This window comes from Pedobacter deserti (assembly GCF_024436415.1).
GTDB classification, from domain to species: Bacteria; Bacteroidota; Bacteroidia; order Sphingobacteriales; family Sphingobacteriaceae; genus Pedobacter; species Pedobacter faecalis.
The window spans coordinates 2,750,471-2,767,372 of record NZ_JAFMZQ010000001.1 but is presented as its reverse complement, the minus strand read 5'-3'; the positions used below and the strand labels follow the sequence as shown (position 1 = coordinate 2,767,372).

14 protein-coding genes are annotated in these 16,902 nt (G+C 48.2%); all 14 read left to right on the top strand.

Annotation, left to right across the window (positions count from 1 at the left end):
- Positions 1 to 12 precede the first annotated feature (12 nt).
- The 14 genes from J3P40_RS12490 to hutU all read left to right on the top strand — a co-directional run bounded on the left by J3P40_RS12490 (position 13) and on the right by hutU (position 16,889).
- Positions 13 to 1,029, top strand: a complete 1,017-nt coding sequence (locus J3P40_RS12490; protein WP_256006122.1) for a beta-ketoacyl-ACP synthase III — start codon at positions 13 to 15, stop codon at positions 1,027 to 1,029.
- Between the two features lie 49 nt (positions 1,030 to 1,078).
- A complete protein-coding gene (locus J3P40_RS12485) occupies positions 1,079 to 1,450 on the top strand; it encodes a hypothetical protein (protein ID WP_256006120.1) in 372 nt (123 codons plus the stop codon).
- A 65-nt stretch (positions 1,451 to 1,515) separates the two neighbouring features.
- Positions 1,516 to 3,807, top strand: coding sequence for a TonB-dependent receptor domain-containing protein (locus tag J3P40_RS12480; RefSeq protein WP_256006118.1), 2,292 nt, complete (start codon positions 1,516 to 1,518; stop codon positions 3,805 to 3,807).
- Positions 3,804 to 5,084 (top strand): sialidase family protein, encoded by a 1,281-nt coding sequence (locus J3P40_RS12475; RefSeq protein WP_256006115.1) that lies wholly within the window; start codon positions 3,804 to 3,806, stop codon positions 5,082 to 5,084. Before J3P40_RS12480 ends, J3P40_RS12475 begins: the two co-directional genes overlap by 4 nt.
- A gap of 14 nt (positions 5,085 to 5,098) precedes the next feature.
- Positions 5,099 to 5,542, top strand: coding sequence for a hypothetical protein (locus tag J3P40_RS12470; protein WP_256006112.1), 444 nt, complete (start codon positions 5,099 to 5,101; stop codon positions 5,540 to 5,542).
- A gap of 58 nt (positions 5,543 to 5,600) precedes the next feature.
- The gene (locus J3P40_RS12465) at positions 5,601 to 8,552 is read left to right on the top strand and encodes a DEAD/DEAH box helicase (RefSeq protein WP_256006110.1); all 2,952 of its coding nucleotides are present in this window, start codon (positions 5,601 to 5,603) and stop codon (positions 8,550 to 8,552) included.
- A 43-nt stretch (positions 8,553 to 8,595) separates the two neighbouring features.
- Positions 8,596 to 9,687: a glycoside hydrolase family 183 protein gene (locus J3P40_RS12460; protein WP_256006108.1), complete on the top strand. Its 1,092-nt coding sequence runs from the start codon at positions 8,596 to 8,598 to the stop codon at positions 9,685 to 9,687.
- Between the two features lie 125 nt (positions 9,688 to 9,812).
- Positions 9,813 to 11,033 (top strand): PQQ-dependent sugar dehydrogenase, encoded by a 1,221-nt coding sequence (locus J3P40_RS12455; protein ID WP_256006104.1) that lies wholly within the window; start codon positions 9,813 to 9,815, stop codon positions 11,031 to 11,033.
- A gap of 78 nt (positions 11,034 to 11,111) precedes the next feature.
- Complete coding sequence (locus J3P40_RS12450) at positions 11,112 to 11,717, top strand: competence protein CoiA family protein (protein WP_256006102.1); 606 nt, start codon at positions 11,112 to 11,114, stop codon at positions 11,715 to 11,717.
- 115 nt (positions 11,718 to 11,832) lie between these two features.
- Entirely contained in the window at positions 11,833 to 12,189 is a 357-nt protein-coding gene (locus tag J3P40_RS12445; protein WP_256006099.1) for a nuclear transport factor 2 family protein, read from the top strand.
- A gap of 2 nt (positions 12,190 to 12,191) precedes the next feature.
- The gene (locus J3P40_RS12440; RefSeq protein ID WP_256006095.1) at positions 12,192 to 13,106 is read left to right on the top strand and encodes a pirin family protein; all 915 of its coding nucleotides are present in this window, start codon (positions 12,192 to 12,194) and stop codon (positions 13,104 to 13,106) included.
- Positions 13,107 to 13,173: 67 nt separating this feature from the next.
- A complete protein-coding gene (locus J3P40_RS12435) occupies positions 13,174 to 13,674 on the top strand; it encodes a MarR family winged helix-turn-helix transcriptional regulator (protein WP_256006092.1) in 501 nt (166 codons plus the stop codon).
- 4 nt (positions 13,675 to 13,678) lie between these two features.
- Positions 13,679 to 15,238 (top strand): histidine ammonia-lyase, encoded by a 1,560-nt coding sequence (gene hutH / locus J3P40_RS12430; protein ID WP_256006088.1) that lies wholly within the window; start codon positions 13,679 to 13,681, stop codon positions 15,236 to 15,238.
- The gene (hutU, locus tag J3P40_RS12425) at positions 15,216 to 16,889 is read left to right on the top strand and encodes a urocanate hydratase (protein WP_256006085.1); all 1,674 of its coding nucleotides are present in this window, start codon (positions 15,216 to 15,218) and stop codon (positions 16,887 to 16,889) included. The genes hutH and hutU overlap by 23 nt, the downstream gene beginning before the upstream one ends.
- Positions 16,890 to 16,902: the final 13 nt, after the last annotated feature.

Here is a 16,902-nt window from a genome sequence, read left to right as displayed (position 1 = left end):
TAAACACACTGAATGAGAATAAGGAAAAACGCAGTGATTACTGCTGTTGGTGGTTACGTTCCAGATACAGTTTTGAGCAATCATGACCTTGAAAAAATGGTGGATACCAATAATGAATGGATTGTTGCGCGCACAGGGATTAAAGAAAGAAGGATTGTGAACGATCCTGAAATTGCCACTTCAGATATGGCAGTCAAGGCCCTGAATCGGTTGATGGAGGAAGGCAATGTGTCTCCCGACGAGATAGACTGCGTTATTGTCTCCACTTCTACACCTGATTATGTGATGGTTTCTACGGGCAGCATGGTATGTGAAAAGGCGGGGCTTAAGAACGCCTGGGGTATAGATACTAACGCGGCTTGCAGCGGATTCCTTTACGCACTTACGTTGGGGGCTAGTATGATAGAAAGTGGTCGCTGTAAAAAGGTCGTGGTTATCGGTGCCGATAAAAACAGCGCAATTGTAAACTATACCGACCGCAACACTTGTATTCTCTTCGGAGATGGCGCTGGCGCAGTATTGCTTGAGCAAACAGAAGAACCCGTAGGTCTTATGGATAGCTTCTTTCGTACGGATGGGTCTGGCAAGGAGAATTTGATCGTCTCAGCTGGCGGCTCAAGGTTCCCTGCTTCACAGCAGACTCTTAACGATAAGTTACATTACGTACGCCAGGATGGCCGGGTCGTATTCAAAGCAGCCATTCAGGGGATGACCGACACTTGTAATGAAGTGCTGAAAGCCAATGATCTTGTAAGCGCTCAGATCAACTATCTTATACCTCATCAGGCTAACCTGCGTATTATTCAGTCGGTGGGTGAGTACCTTGGTCTGTCTGGCGATCAGGTTAAAGTAAATATAGACCGCTACGGCAACACCACAGCGGCAACAATTCCGCTTGTTCTTTGGGATTACAGAAACGATTTTAAGTATGGAGACAAGATGATCCTGACCGCCTTTGGTGCGGGATTCTCATGGGGAGCTACCTATTTGAAGTGGGGCCGGTTAAGAAGTTCGAGTTCTGCGCAATAGAATAGGTAAATCTCTTGTCCGAAAAATAAATCTCTCTATCTTTGCGCAGATGTTTCTAAAGCCGGTTTCCATTCTGCTGCTTATGAGTTTGCTAAGTGCGAACTTCTCAGGTTTGTGGATTTGCCTTGGTTTCAGTATGAACCAGAAATACATCGCCCGGGAACTTTGTGTTAACAAAGACAGACCTCAGCTCCATTGCGAAGGAAAGTGTTACTTAATGAAGAAGCTCAAGCAGGCTGAAGAAAAGGAACAAAAGCAGGAGCGTCAGTCGCAAAAAACGCAGCTTGTCCAGGATGCAGTGATAGTGACGCAACTCAATTTCACGCAATATTTTTTGGCGGAGCTTGATGCACACGTGCCGCCTTCTATGGGTATGCCGAGCAGTATTAAAAATTCGATATTTCATCCACCGCAAGGGTGATTAACATGCTAAAGCGTGCCTTTTGAAGGCACTGACAATGTTTCGAATTTTTTAATATCCTTTTCATGAACCAGATCAGATTTTTAGGTCTGTGTGTGGTATTGATGCTCATTTTCGAGCAGTCACATGCCCAGACCTATACCATAACGGGTTATATTTATGACTCTCAAACACAACAGCCATTGGCTGGCGTAAACATCGATAGTTTAGGCGTGACCGATAGAAACGGTCACTTCGAGTTTACGATTGGTGCAACACAAACATTTCGCGTTTCTCTCGCCGGCTATAAGACACAGCTTATCAAGGTAGTAAAGTCACAGAGAAATTACAATATTCAGTTAGAAGCAGACGCAGTTCGTTTGAACGAAGTTCGTGTTGCCGGCGCCAACAACGGCAATACGATTCGTGAAACGCCGGGTGCGGTATCTGTTGTAACCGCAACAGAAATTAACCGTGGAAACGGCGTGTCTCTACAACAGGCATTTAATGGCATTCCCGGCGTCCGGATGGATCAGAGCACGCTATCGGAGGCTCGGATTTCTATCCGCGGAAATGGCATACGAGCTTCGTTCGGTAACAGAAACATCCGGATTTATGTTAACGAAATCCCGGTAACAGAAGCAGATGGTACAACCCGGATAGAGGCCCTCGATGTAAACAGTATAGGCAGGGCAGAAGTTATCCGCGGACCCGGATCAAGTATATACGGTGCCGGAACGGGAGGAGTTATTAACTTTCAGCTTCAGCGCTCCCCTTATCAGGAACAGAGCATAGAGGGGTCTACCTTATTCGGCAACAACGGGCTGAGGCGTATAGCATCTGCTTATCGTAGCGGGGGCGACAAAATGAACGGCTATGTATCATACGGATGGCAGGAATATGACGGTTACCGCAGTCATAGTTCAGATATGCGGAGGTTCCTTACAGGTAATTTCCAGTTGTTTCCCGACAATAAGCGACTAGTCACGCTATTGATTAACCGCACCACGCAGTACTCACAAATACCGGGGGCGCTGACTGCCGCTCAGGTGTCCGAAGATCCGAGGCAGGCCAACCACACGAATGTTGAGAAACAGGCCGGGCGATATCAGAACTGGACACGAGTCGGGTTAGGACAGAAATACCTTTTCAGTGATCGTCTCAGCAATTCCAGCAGCGTCTATACTTATTTTTATGATCTAAACCATCCGTTGGCTTTTGCCTACATACGAAACTTTTACCAGAGTTACGGTGGTCGAACCCGCTTTAATTACGAGGCTGATTTTCCAGTGTTGCCCACGAGGTTCACTATCGGCGCAGAGTTTAACGAAGGACTTACCAAAGGCAGTCAATATGTAAACAACAAAGGCACAGAGGGTGCGCTAAATACGCAGATCGACTATAGAAACCTACAGTACGCACTCTTTTATCAATCGGAGACCATGCTTAGCCGACGTACGGCTTTAACGATCGGGATGAGCTATAACAAACTCAGTTATGACGTTTCAGACTACCTTAAACCATCGCAGAGCGGCGTAAAAGCCTTTGAGCCTCAATTTGGCCCACGCCTCGCCTTAAGTCACACTTTCGGAGAAGCTCTTAGTCTGCATGCAAGTCTCAGTTCTGGCTTTTCCCCGCCCACCGGATCGGAGATCAGAAATGCAGATGGTTCTATCAACGGTGCTTTGAAAGCGGAACGAGGTATGAATTATGAGATTAATGCTAAAGGTAACTTAGGTGCAAGCAGGGTGGCATACGACCTCGCTTTGTTTATGATGAACCTGAAAGGAGAATTGATCGGTCAGACGATCTCACAGGGTATCACCGTGTATAACAATGCCGGTAAGACAGATCATGATGGCATCGAGCTTTCCTTGTCGTACCAGTTGCTGCGCGAAGAGGACAGTAGCCCGATCATGAACCTGCGTCCTTATGCGGCAGTTACTTACGCTGATTTTAAATTCCGTGACTATAAAGTTATTAACGCCCAAAATGTGGTAACGGCCACTTACGACGGGAATAAGTTAACCGGAGTTTCTCCATGGGTCATTAATGGCGGGGTAGATCTTGAAATGCGCAACGGCTTCTATGTGTATGGAAGCTGTTTTTATAGCGATAGGCTGCCGGTTAACGATGCAAATACAAACTTCAATGGTGCTTACACAGTTCTTAGTGCACGACTAGGTTACAAGAAGCGCTTCGCCAGGCACTTTGAAGCCAATATTTACGGCGGAGTAGATAACGTGCTCAATAGGAATTACAGTTCCATTTTTGCACTAAATGCGGCTGGCTTTGGGGGTTCGGCACCAGCATACTACAATCCCTCACCGTTAAGGGCTGGGTATGGCGGGTTAAATCTTAAATATAATATGAGATGAGAAAAGTTCAAGTAATTTTTGGGACAGTCGCCCTGCTGATCCTGCAGGCATGTTCCGCTCATAAAAGCGAAGAGCAGGAAGCAGCCACTATTCAGCTTCCTGTAAATGGTATTGCAAGAGGCGCGTATCTTACTAAGAATCAACATGGCGAGGCAGTGTTGTGCTGGACAGAGTTAGACACGGCCGATTCCCTCAATTGCCTTAAGTACGCCGTGTATGATTCCATTAAAAATGTTTTTAGGCAGGCCATAACGGTATACAGCTCCAGAGGATGCGGCGCATCAGCGGAAAGTATGGCTAAGGTGGCCTTTAAAGCCGACGGCGCCATAATCGCAGTGTTTGCAAAGCCGTTTCCAAAAGAAAACAATCGCTTTGCCGGGGCAATCTACTACAGCATGTCAGCAGATCATGGCAAAAGCTGGTCGCCCGCGGCTTTTCTGCACTCCGATACAAGTCATGCCTATGGACGTAACTTTTTTGACATCACTACCTTAAACGATGGAGAAGTAGCGGCCATCTGGCTCGACGGGCGTTTTGGCAAAACGATCAAAGGATCTGCCCTGTATTTTAGCCGCACGCAAAAGCAGGGCGGCTTCGGTAGGGAAGCCTGCCTGTTGAAAGGCACCTGCGAATGCTGCCGGACCGAGTTGTTGCAGGACAGTCAGGGAACCATACATTTGGCCCTTCGCGACATTATGGAAGCTGGCCAACTACAGGACAATGCGAAACAAGTGAGAGACATGATCTATATGCGGTCGACCAGCGGTGGAAATGGTTTTGCGGCGCCCGAGGTAATCAGCTCTGATAATTGGGAAGTTTCCGGTTGTCCGCATTCAGGACCTTCACTTGCTGTGGCCGGCAACCGCGTCCATGCCGTATGGTTTACTGCAGGTGGCGCCCCTGGTGTTTATTATACTTCGCGAGAACTGAACAGCGGGAAATTCAGACCGCGTACACTTGTAAGCAGCAAGGGCAGGCATCCGCAGATGGTCGCATTACCGAACGGAGTACAGGCCATCGTTTGCGAAGAAACGGAAGCTGCGGTGGAACACCATACCCATGGCCATCAGGCGGAGCAGACAGAAGGCTCAAGCATTGTGTTGCGGTATCTCAGCCACGGACAAATCCAGGCAAAATCGTTAATCACAAATGGTCAGTTTGCTGACAGCCATGCTGTGCTGCTCCCTTTGTCAGGAAGGATTCTCCTCGCATGGGAACGGAAGGAGCCATCCGGAACCAAAATATATTACCAACTTACCAACAGTAAAATATACTAGTTAAATATTTCATCATGTATTTCATTAAAATTATGACAGCTATTGTGCTCGTCGCCGCGATTTCAGCTTGCGGGAGCCAGGAAGGAGACTACAAAGCAGAACGTCAAAAGGTAATCGAATATCACGATATCGTGATGGCTGACCACGGAAAAGTAGTGGGCAATCAACGCAAAATACAGGCCTTACTTAATGATCTTAAATCGTTAAAAGCCAGCCATCCGATGCTCGACACCATCAAAGAAAAGGACAGCATGGACCTTATCCTGCAACACCTGCTGGATGCCGAAGAAAGTATGAATGACTGGATGCATGAATTTCAGGCCGACATCACAGGAAAGTCGAACGCCGAAGCCATACGGTATTTTCAGGCCGAACAACGAAAGGTCGCAAAAATTGACAGCCTGTTTAAAATGCACTTAAAAAATTCGGATGCATACCTTTCGCGGTTCGGTAAATAGCAGCCCTGCGTCTGTAATAATCAGTTATATTTGCGCTTCAGCGCTATGCTGATGATAGATGAACCAAGAGGACAGTCAAAAGAAATACGATTTCGGCCTGCTTAAAAAGGCAATAGCTACAGCCAGATCGGCCGCTATGCCGCGTTCTTTGCAGAAGGAAGGTCATATTACGGTGCTGATATTCAGTCAGCACCGTTTCTACCGGAATTTGGTGATAGAATTGGCTGAAGCGCCGGTTTCGCAGACAGGCAAACTCAAAAATCCCCTTATAATCCTTGATCCGCTGGATAGTGTATGGAAAACGCAGCAGCCAGCCGAACTCAAATTCTATAGTGGCGTCTCGAGGTTCCGAAATAATTATGCAGAAGGCAGGGCAGAAGCTGATTTGGAAGCACTAAAGGCGGTAGCCGCCAATCCTTTGTCTTTGCCGGTTTACCTCCACAACGCCAATAAGTCGTCGTCTATTACATCAAGCTCCATCGTTGCAGCCCGGTTGAGTATTCTCAAACCTGATCTCCGGATCACAGTCAATCAAAAGAATGAAGATTTCGAGATATCAGGCAGGATAAAAGTGGGACAAACACTTTATATGCTGTCAGATATTCAATTAAAATACAACTATTTTATACAAGTAGATAATCATCTTTATCTGGTTGATAACCCTTATGTATTGAGCATCATCGATTTCTTTAAAAACCAGGGTAGTTCCATTATCATAGGTGGGGATGAATATGAGGTGTTTCAGCAAAGCGTGCTGTCGCCCATGGAGGAAAAAGTCCGGGTCGACTATTCCTATCTTAAACGTGCTACCAAAATGCAGATCGAAGAGCAAGGTTTTGATCTTGAAAACGAACAGATCATTTACCTGTCTGAATCAGAAGATTTTGTTCTGCTCACCCCGGTTATGAAGTATGGCTCCCTGGAAATCCCCGTATTATCCAGAAAGCAAATCCGTTCTAAAGATAAGTTTGGTAAGGCCTTCACCTTAAAACGTGATGAAGACCGCGAATTGCAGTTCCTGGCCAACATCATGCATGCACATCCTTATTTTCAGGAACAGGTAAACCAGTTCGACGACCAAAATGTATTCGTGACAGACTGTTTCTACATGCACCGCAAGCATTTTCTGGATGCCGACTGGTTCCTCGAGGCCTTTGCTGCCTGGCGCAGCCGGGGCATAGCTATCCTTGGTTTCAATGCGTTGAAGGGTAACAAGCTTAGCCAGTATAAGCCGGAGATCGACATTAAAGTAAACAGTGGTATGGATTGGTTCGAAACTGCTGTCAAAGTTAAATTCAACAAGCAGACCGTTGCGCTAAAGCACCTGCATAAATCTATACGGAACAAGAGCCATTTTGTGCAGCTCGACGATGGTACCATGGGTATTCTGCCGGTCGAGTGGATTAGGCGGTTCGAAGACTATTTCGGCGCCGGGGAAGTTTCAGAGGAAGTAATCCGTACAGCCCGCGTCAATTATCTTTCCGTGCACGAACTTTATGAAGATCATATGCTCGACGAGCAAGCGCGCCAGGATCTATCGGCGCTTAGAACCAGGCTCGCAAATTTCGAGGCTATAAGCCCGGTACCTGTGCCGTCCGGATTGCAGGCCAAGCTCAGGGCCTATCAGCAGGAGGGGCTCAACTGGTTAAATTTTCTGGACGACTTCAATTTCGGCGCTTGTCTGGCCGACGATATGGGACTTGGAAAAACGATACAGGTCATTGCCTTTATACTGTCGCAGGGCGAAAAGATCAGCGCTCAGGGACTCGGTCACCCAAATACCAACCTAATTGTTGTCCCGGCATCGCTTATCTTTAACTGGCAGCAGGAGCTTCGTAAGTTTGGCCCTGCACTGAAAGTTTACACGCACTACGGCGCTGGGAGAGCGAAGCAAACGAATCACTTTGATCAGTGCGAAGTAATTCTCACCAGCTACGGAACACTGTTATCCGATATCAGCTATTTAAAAACATACCGCTTCAATTATATTTTTCTCGACGAATCTCAGACCATCAAGAACCCCGACTCGCAGCGATATAAAGCGGCTCGCTTACTCCAGTCGCGAAACAAAGTGGTATTGACAGGTACGCCTGTTGAGAACAATACCTTTGATTTGTACGGTCAGCTATCGTTCGCTTGCCCTGGTTTGCTTGGTTCGAAAATGCATTTTAAACAGCTTTATTCTGTGCCTATCGACCAGTTTAAGGACAGCAGACGCGCTAAAGAACTGCAGCACCGCATCAAGCCCTTCATCTTACGGCGTACGAAAGAACAAGTAGCGCGGGAATTACCGGAAAAGACAGAGATGATCATTTACTGTGAGATGGGCGCACAGCAGCGAGAGATATATGACGCTGCCCGGGAAGAGATACGGGAGTACCTGATGGGCCGCTCGGAAGATGAATTGCTTAAAAGCAGTATGCATGTGCTTCAGGGTATCACCAGGTTGCGGCAGATATGTAATTCGCCAGCCTTACTAGCCAAAGACAAATACTATGGGGACGCTTCAGTAAAGATGGATGTTTTGCTGGAGCAGATTGAAAATAAATCGCCTGAACATAAAATACTTGTCTTTTCGCAGTTTGTTACCATGCTCGATTTGATCAAAGCACAGTTGGAAAGCCGGCAGGTGGGATACGCGTATCTTACAGGACAAACACGCGACCGCGAAGCTGCTGTATCCTTGTTTCAGGATGACCCCAAAGTCCGGGTGTTCCTCATAAGCCTTAAAGCCGGAGGTGTCGGACTTAACCTTACACGTGCTGATTATGTGTATCTCGTAGATCCATGGTGGAATCCTGCGGTCGAAAATCAAGCGATTGACCGCGCATACCGGATAGGTCAGGATAAGCATGTCATGGCCATTCGCCTCATTTGTCCCGATACGGTAGAAGAAAAGATCATGACCATGCAGCAACATAAAAGAAATTTAGCAGACAACCTGATCCGCACCGAAGAATCCATCTTTAAGTCGCTCACAAAAGATGATTTGCTAAACCTGCTTTCGTAAAATATCATTATTATTGGTGCTATATAACCATTTAGCACATTGTATGAAACCAAATATTGTGAAGCTTAGCCTAGCTTTTCTTCTTGCCGCGCCCTTATTCAGTGCAGCGCAGCAATTGGGCAACCTCAAGAACGTCTTGAAACCTGTAAATGTGATACGTGTTGCCCGCCTCACCGGCAATAGTCTGCCTGGTGAAGACCTTCCCAATGCCAACGAGACGGTAAAAAAATACGATATCGGCGGCACCGATCTAGGTATAGCATGGCGCATGGGCAATGGTAAAACCGGCTTCTGGTTTGGAGATACCTATGGTGCTGACTGGAAGCCGACTCCAGAAGGCGGACCTGGCCCGGCAGGCCACTGGCGCTCCAACGTAGTGGGTATATCGACTGATGAGCACCTCGGTGATGGCGTCACTTTTGATCACATGGTTGCCAAAGAAATCATCCCTAGTCCGCATATCACCGATGGTACCGGCAACCACACAACGATACCGACAGCAGCCATACACGCTAATGGGAAAGATTATGTTCATTATATGGAGGTCCGGAAATGGGGGCCTCCGGGAACTTGGACCACCAACAAATCTGGCTTATATAAGTCGGCCGACAATGCACTCACATGGACGGAATGCAAGACTGTAGAGTTTAGCGGGAGCAGCAATTTTGCCCAGGCTGCATACGAAAAAAAGGATGGTTACGTGTATATGATGGGCACCGTTTCGGGCAGGCAGGGAGCTATTCACCTAAGCCGGGTAAAGGAGCGCGATATGGAAGATAAATCGGCTTACGACTACTGGAACGGGGTAAAATGGCTGAGAAATCAGGAGACATCCGCAACACCGATCATTCCAGCGCCGGCTGGAGAACTGTCACTCGCCTGGCACCAAAGGTATAAGCGCTGGGTTGTTGTCTACCTTGATGAAAAACGGCATGAACTGGTACTGCGGTCGGCTGCTTCAATTACGGGGCCCTGGACTGAGGCACAATCATTGGTTAAGTCTGCCGACTACCCGGCGCTTTACGGCGGTTTTATCCATCCCTCATCAACCAACGGTAGCGAACTATATTTCCTGATGTCAATGTGGCATCCTTACAATGTTTTTCTCATGAAAGCCGATCTCAAATTAGAGTAGGCTTTTATTGGCCGGTGTAGTATCCTGTGTCAGCCATTTCCGGTAACGATTGCGTAGTTTTAAACCTGTGCTGTCTTGATTTGTCTATACGAACTTCTTAATCTTGCCATCATAGTATATTAGAAATGAATTTACCATCAAAGATCAGTTTAATGCTCGTGTACTCCCTCATCATGCCAGCAATGATTCCGGCTTTAAGCGTTAATGCCCAGTCTGGATCTGTGTCGAGCACCATTAAGCTATCTCCAATTACATTAAAAGCGCGGCAGGTCGCCGCTGATCTACAGGCTCCGACGTGCATCGTGTTTCCGGCCGACAATGAGATATGGGTTGGCGAGCAAACCGGGAAAATACGTGTCATCAAGAATGGGAAGCTGAGTGATGCCGTCATACTCGATCTTAAAAGGCAGCTTACCAGAATGAACGACGGCTATGAGGAAAGAGGATTGCTGGGCCTGGCTCTACATCCGAAATTTAAGTCGAACAAAAAGTTCTATGTGTATTACAGCACCCCGTCAACACAAAAGTTTAATCATACGGGTGTTCTGGCCGAATATACCTTAGCGGAACCGCTTAATCCTGAAATCGGCCGTGTGATACTTACTGTAGAAGAGCCGGATGGCAATCATAATGGAGGCTGCATTCAGTTCGGGCCTGATGGATTCCTATATGTTTCTTTAGGTGACGGAGGAGGACAGGGCGATAGACACGGTGAGATTGGAAACGGGCAGGATATGGGCACATGGCATGGTAAAATTCTTCGCATTGATGTCAATACCGATCAGGGGTACAAAGTACCGGAAACCAATCCGTTCGTGGGTAAACCGGGCGTAAAGCCGGAAATATGGGCGTTTGGCTTTAGAAACCCCTGGAGGTTTTCATTCGATAAGGTCTCGGGACAAATGTTCGCGGGTGATGTGGGGCAATCGGCTTGGGAGGAGGTAGATATTGTGAGAAAAGGCGGCAATTATGGTTGGAGACTAATGGAAGGTACGCATTGTTATAATCCTGCTCAAGACTGCGATACTACAGGTCTGGAAATGCCGATTGCTGAATACAGTCATCGCGAAGGGGTATCCGTAACCGGTGGTTATGTGTATAACGGGGGTAAGATCCCGGTATTAAAAAGTAAGTATGTATTTGCCGACTGGTCCGGACCTGTTTTTTATTTGCAAAAGACCGGAACCAAATGGGCCAGAGGTACCCTCGCGCTAAACAATTTGCCTCAGGGCCTTAAGATAACGTCTTTCGGTGAAGATGCGTCCGGAGAATTATATCTATTAACCAATCCCGAAACCGGACCCGATAACACAAGCGGTGGTGCTTTTAAGATAGAAAAAAATTGAGAAGCGGAATTATGAACATTTGATATCCATCTCAATATTTTGCGTGAAAATTCAATATTCTTAAATTTGAATTTCACTATGCTTGGTAAGAAAAAGCCCCTTATAAGGGGCGAAAGTGCGTGGCACAAGGGATGGAAAGATCTCTTTCCTGAATCATACCGTGAGGTAAGCTTTCCCGATAAGCTTCTCGGGGACTTACACCGGGCAGATATATTCACATCATGCGGCACAACATTGGAATTCCAGAATTCACCGATCTGTCTGGACGAACTGCGAAGCCGGGAAGCTTTTTATCCCAAATTGGTATGGGTGCTGAACGGAAAAAAATTTAAGGGCTTCAAGATATTGAAGCATTTACCCGATGTGGATGATCCGCGTCTGGATCCGTATGATTTTTGCCTTGGTGAGCATTTATCTGTCTACCGGCGGGCCGAGTTGCATTCGGGCGCAGCTCGGCCGCTTAACTTTTATCATCCTGAATTAAGAAACATACCCTTTACTAGTTACTATTATTCTTTTTGCTGGAAGCAGCCTCATCGCGTATGGTACGAGGCGACCTGTCCTATTATTGTTGACCTTGGCGGGCATTTTCTTTATCAGCTCAAACAGCGCCCGCAGTTGGGTGAAAGTTATCCATACCTGCACATGATCACGAAGAAAGCTTTTGTCAGTCAATATCTGTAGCCGGCCAAAACGTTGGGCGTCGGCTTATGCCCGCAACTTTGACGTAATCGGCCCTTTCTACATGTACCCCTGAAACTTATCTTTGGTTAAATACTAATTAACAAAACAAATTGTTATGGCAACTACAAGAGAATTGATCGAAGAAATTAACGCATTGTTCGTCAACAACGAAATGGAGAAATTTATGGACTACATGGCAGACGATTGCGTTTGGGACATGTATTCATCTTCAAATGGTCACAGAACCTTTAGAAGTAAAGCGGAACTGGCGGGCATGGAAGACAGCAGTATGCCCACCGTTATGAACTTTAAGTTCGGTCAGATTACTATTGAAGGCAACGTTGCCGCTGTTGAAGGTACTGCAGACGGAACGAAAGCAGACGGAAGTCCATATCAATCAGGATTTTGCGATGTGTATCATTTCAGCAATGACAAAATTGTAAGAATAACTTCGTATGTAGTAGAATACTAAGCATGCTCGACATTGTGATACCATCGCGACAGGCGCAAATTACGGAAGGTTTTGCCGTAAAGCGTATCCTGCCTTACCAACTGCGGCGGATGGTTGGTCCCTTTATATTTGTTGACCATGGCGGACCGGTAAACATGCCTGCGTCAATCGGCAGCGAACTCGATGTCCTGCCGCACCCGCATATCGGCTTGTCGACCGTCAGTTATTTGTTCAGTGGCGAGGTGACTCACCGGGATTCACTTGGTGTAGAGCAGGTGATCAAACCGGGCGAGGTAAACTGGATGACAGCCGGAAAAGGCATTGCCCATAGTGAAAGGTTTGAGGATCCTGCGATTAGGGCAGGAGGGAAACTCGAAATGATCCAGACCTGGGTAGCCCTGCCTGAAAAGGATGAAGAGGCAGAACCTTCTTTCAGAAATTTTACGGCCGACCAGCTCCCTGTGTTTACCGACAGCGGCATATGGCTGCGGCTTATCGCCGGCGATGCCTTTGGGTTAAAAAGTGCTGTAGAAGCCACTTCGCCATTGTTCTATTTGCATGTTGTATTAGAACCCGGGGCAAGATTCGGTATACCACCTGGATACGGCGAAAGAGGCGTGTATATTGCGCACGGAAGTGTCATCGTTAACGGGAAGCAATATCCGGAGGGGCAACTGCTCGTGTTCAGCAAGGGTGTGGACCCTGTCCTGATCGCTGCTGGACATACCACCCTGATGATGTTAGGTGGAGAACATCTTGGCGACAGATACATCTGGTGGAACTTTGTCTCTAGTCGCAAAGAAAGAATTGAACAGGCCAAAGAAGACTGGAAGCAGGGGCGGATACTTTTACCGCCGACAGATAACTCGGAATTCATCCCTTTGCCGACTAGGCAATCTCGACCCGCCGGAGGTCCTGCTCCGAATGCCTTGTCATAAATAATAATCAAGACGCTATTTGTATTTATATAAGTGCTTACATATATTTGTATAAGCACTTATATAAATGGATAACTTTTACCAATCGCTCGGTTACCTCATCTTCGGTAGTAGGCTCAAAAGGCTGAGTGAATATTTTCTTTCAGAAATTAATGCGGTCTATAAGCAGCAGGACATAGAATTTGATGCCAGCTGGTTTCCCGCATTCTATTTACTCTCACAACACCAACCGGTCTCTATTCAGGAATTGTCGGAGACGATGATGGTTTCACATTCTGCTTCAAGTCAACTCGTTAGCACGCTCCAAAAGAAGGGTTTGGTGATCTCAGAAAAGAGCAAAGATGATGCGCGTAAGCAACAGATCAGACTCACCGCAAACGGCGAACAGCTGCTCCAAAAGCTTATTCCTATATGGGACGCCATCGTCCAGGTCCTCCAGCATAGAATTGAGAACGATCCCGCTAGTAAAGCCTTATTGCAGGTGCTTGCGGCTGCAGAGGAAAAGCTGGCAGTAAGCCCCCTCGCACAGGACATCGTCAGCCAGCTTAATCATAATAACCAAAAATAAATCTATGCATAATGAATTTCAATACGGGACATCTACGCTCACAGCTAGTATTGCGCTAGAGCTTGCAGACGGGAAGCGCCGTGGTATCCTTTCGCCCGAGGCGATAGCAAAAGTGAAGCAATCCCGCGCTTATGTTACCGAAATAGTCAGCAATCACAATATTGTATATGGCATCAACACCGGTTTCGGACCGCTTTGCGACACGCGCATTTCAGAAGAGGACACCCGGCAGCTTCAGTACAACATTTTGCAGAGCCACAGCGTCGGTGTAGGTGAACCCATCGCGCCGAAGCTAGCCAAACTTATGCTCATCACCAAAGTACATGCGCTTGCTATGGGATTTTCGGGTGTGTCACTTGAAACGCTCCAGCGCATCATCTGGCATATTGAGCAAAACGTGATACCCGTTGTTCCTGAAAAAGGTTCCGTCGGCGCTTCGGGCGACCTGGCGCCTTTAAGCCATCTTTTTCTGCCCCTGATAGGTTTGGGAGAAGTATGGGATAAAGGCCGGCGAATGCCCTCGGCAGAGGCACTTCAGAAGCATCAGCTAAAACCTATAGTGCTCGGACCTAAAGAGGGCCTGGCCCTGATCAATGGCACACAGTTTATCCTTGCCTTCGCTACGAGTGCCGTGCAGCGAATGCATCAGGCATTGGACGCGGCCGACCTGATAGGTGCACTTTCGCTTGAAGGCCTGATGGGCTCTTCGCGGCCGTTCGATCCGAGACTGCATCAGTTGCGGCCTTTTCCGGGTTGTTTATACGTGGCAGGCCGACTTGAGTATTTGCTTAAAGGCTCGGCAATTGGCGATGCGCATGCCGACTGTGACCGCGTGCAGGATCCTTACTCCCTGCGCTGTATGCCACAGGTACACGGGGCTTCGCGCCAGGCCTGGGCGCATTTGCGCGACGCCGTTGCCCTGGAGCTCAATTCAGTTACGGATAATCCCATCATCTTCAATGCAGAAGACACCATCAGCGGGGGCAACTTCCACGGACAGCCCCTGGCTCTGCCGCTCGACTATGCGGCCCTAGCCAGCGCTGAACTCGGGAATATCGCCGACCGCCGCTGCTATCTCATGCTGGAGGGGCGTTACGGACTTCCAAAACTGCTGATCGATGACGCGGGATTAAACTCTGGCTTTATGATTCCTCAATATACTTCAGCCGCATTGGTCACCGAAAACAAGACGCTTTGCTTTCCGGCCAGTGCAGACAGTGTGCCTACATCACTAGGCCAGGAAGATCACGTTTCAATGGGTTCTATCAGCGGAAGAAAACTTCACCAGGTGATCGACAATCTCGAATATATCCAGGCGATAGAATTGCTTTATGCGGCGCAAGCCATTGAATTCAGACGGCCGCTCCGGTCTACGCCGGTCCTCGAAGCCTGCCATGCCTTTGTCAGACAGCAAGTGTCCTTCGCTAAGAGCGACCGCATCTTTGGCACCGACATCAAGGCACTTCATCAGCTCATAGCCAACGGATCCCTGTTGAGGGTTGCCCGGGAGGCTGGCGACCAAAACCTAAATCTTTTACATCATGACACATTCGGAATTTATTAAACAATATGCGGCGCATCCGCGGTACCGTTCGCCCAAAGGAAGTACGCTTCATACCAAAAGCTGGGCCACAGAAGCACCGCTCAGGATGCTGCTGAACAACCTCGACCAGCAAGTTGCTGAAAATCCTGACGAGTTGGTCGTATACGGTGGCATAGGTCAAGCCGCACGCAATAAGGAATCCTTACAAAAAATCATAGAAATACTGCTTCAGCTTGATGAAGAGCACTCCCTGCTGGTGCAGTCAGGCAAACCAGTGGGTATTATCCGGAGTCATCCGCAGGCGCCGCGCGTGCTTATTGCTAACAGCAATCTGGTGCCAGCGTGGTCTACCTGGGAGCATTTTAACAGTTTGAGAGCGCGCGGACTTATGATGTACGGACAGATGACGGCGGGAAGCTGGATCTATATCGGCTCGCAAGGCATTTTACAGGGCACTTATGAGACGTTTATGGAATGCGGTCGACAACACTTTAACGGTGATTTGCGCGGACGCCTCGTTGTGAGCGCGGGACTTGGTGGTATGGGCGGTGCGCAGCCGCTGGCGGCTACAATGGCTGGCGCTGTTTTTTTTGGGGCAGATGTAGACGCATCCAGGATAAAGAAGCGGCTGGATACAGGTTATATCGACCGGATGACAGAAGATTTCGCCGAGGCGATAGGTTGGATACAGGAGGCAATAACATCACGTGAACCGCTTTCGGTGGGTCTGGTTAGCGACGCAGGAGATATGCTGGAGCGATTGCTTGCCGATGGACTTATTCCAGATATCCTTACTGATCAAACTTCAGCACACGATCCCATCAATGGATACATTCCCAATGGGTTATCGTTGCCAGAGGCTCAGGCACTGAGGCACTCGGATCCCAAAGCCTATGAATCTAAATCCATTCAAAGCATGGCTCGACACGTGAATCTTATGCTGCAGCATCAGCAGGCAGGGGCGGTCACGTTCGATTATGGAAATAACATCCGGGAGTTTGCCCGGCAGGGCGGGGAGAAGAACGCATTCAACTTTCCAGGTTTTACGCCGGCGTACATTCGTCCCCTTTTTTGCGAAGGCAAGGGGCCTTTCCGTTGGGTGGCTTTATCGGGCGACCCGCAGGATATTTATACGACCGACGAGGCCTTGATAGAGGCTTTTCCGGAAAATACGGCGTTGGCCAACTGGCTTCGACAGGCGCGAGAAAAAATCAGTTTCCAGGGACTACCAGCCAGGATTTGCTGGCTGGGCATGGGCGAGCGTGAAAAAGCGGGACTGCTGTTCAATGAACTGGTACGTTCCGGCAAAGTTAAGGCTCCGATAGTGATCGGTCGCGACCACCTAGATTGCGGTTCAGTAGCCTCGCCAAACCGCGAAACGGAGGCTATGCTCGATGGTTCTGATGCGGTATCTGACTGGCCACTGCTCAATTTAATGGCGAACGCCTCCGGCGGTGCTACCTGGGTTTCGTTCCATCACGGCGGTGGCGTAGGCATAGGTTATTCGCAGCACGCGGGCATGGTGGTTGTGGCCGATGGTACAGACCGGGCAGCGGAATGCCTGAAGCGCGTATTGCATAACGACCCGGCCATGGGTATTTTCCGGCATGCCGATGCAGGCTATGAAAAGGCGAATACCTGGGCCAAAGAATTTGATCTCAAAGTATGGTAACAGCTCCGCATAA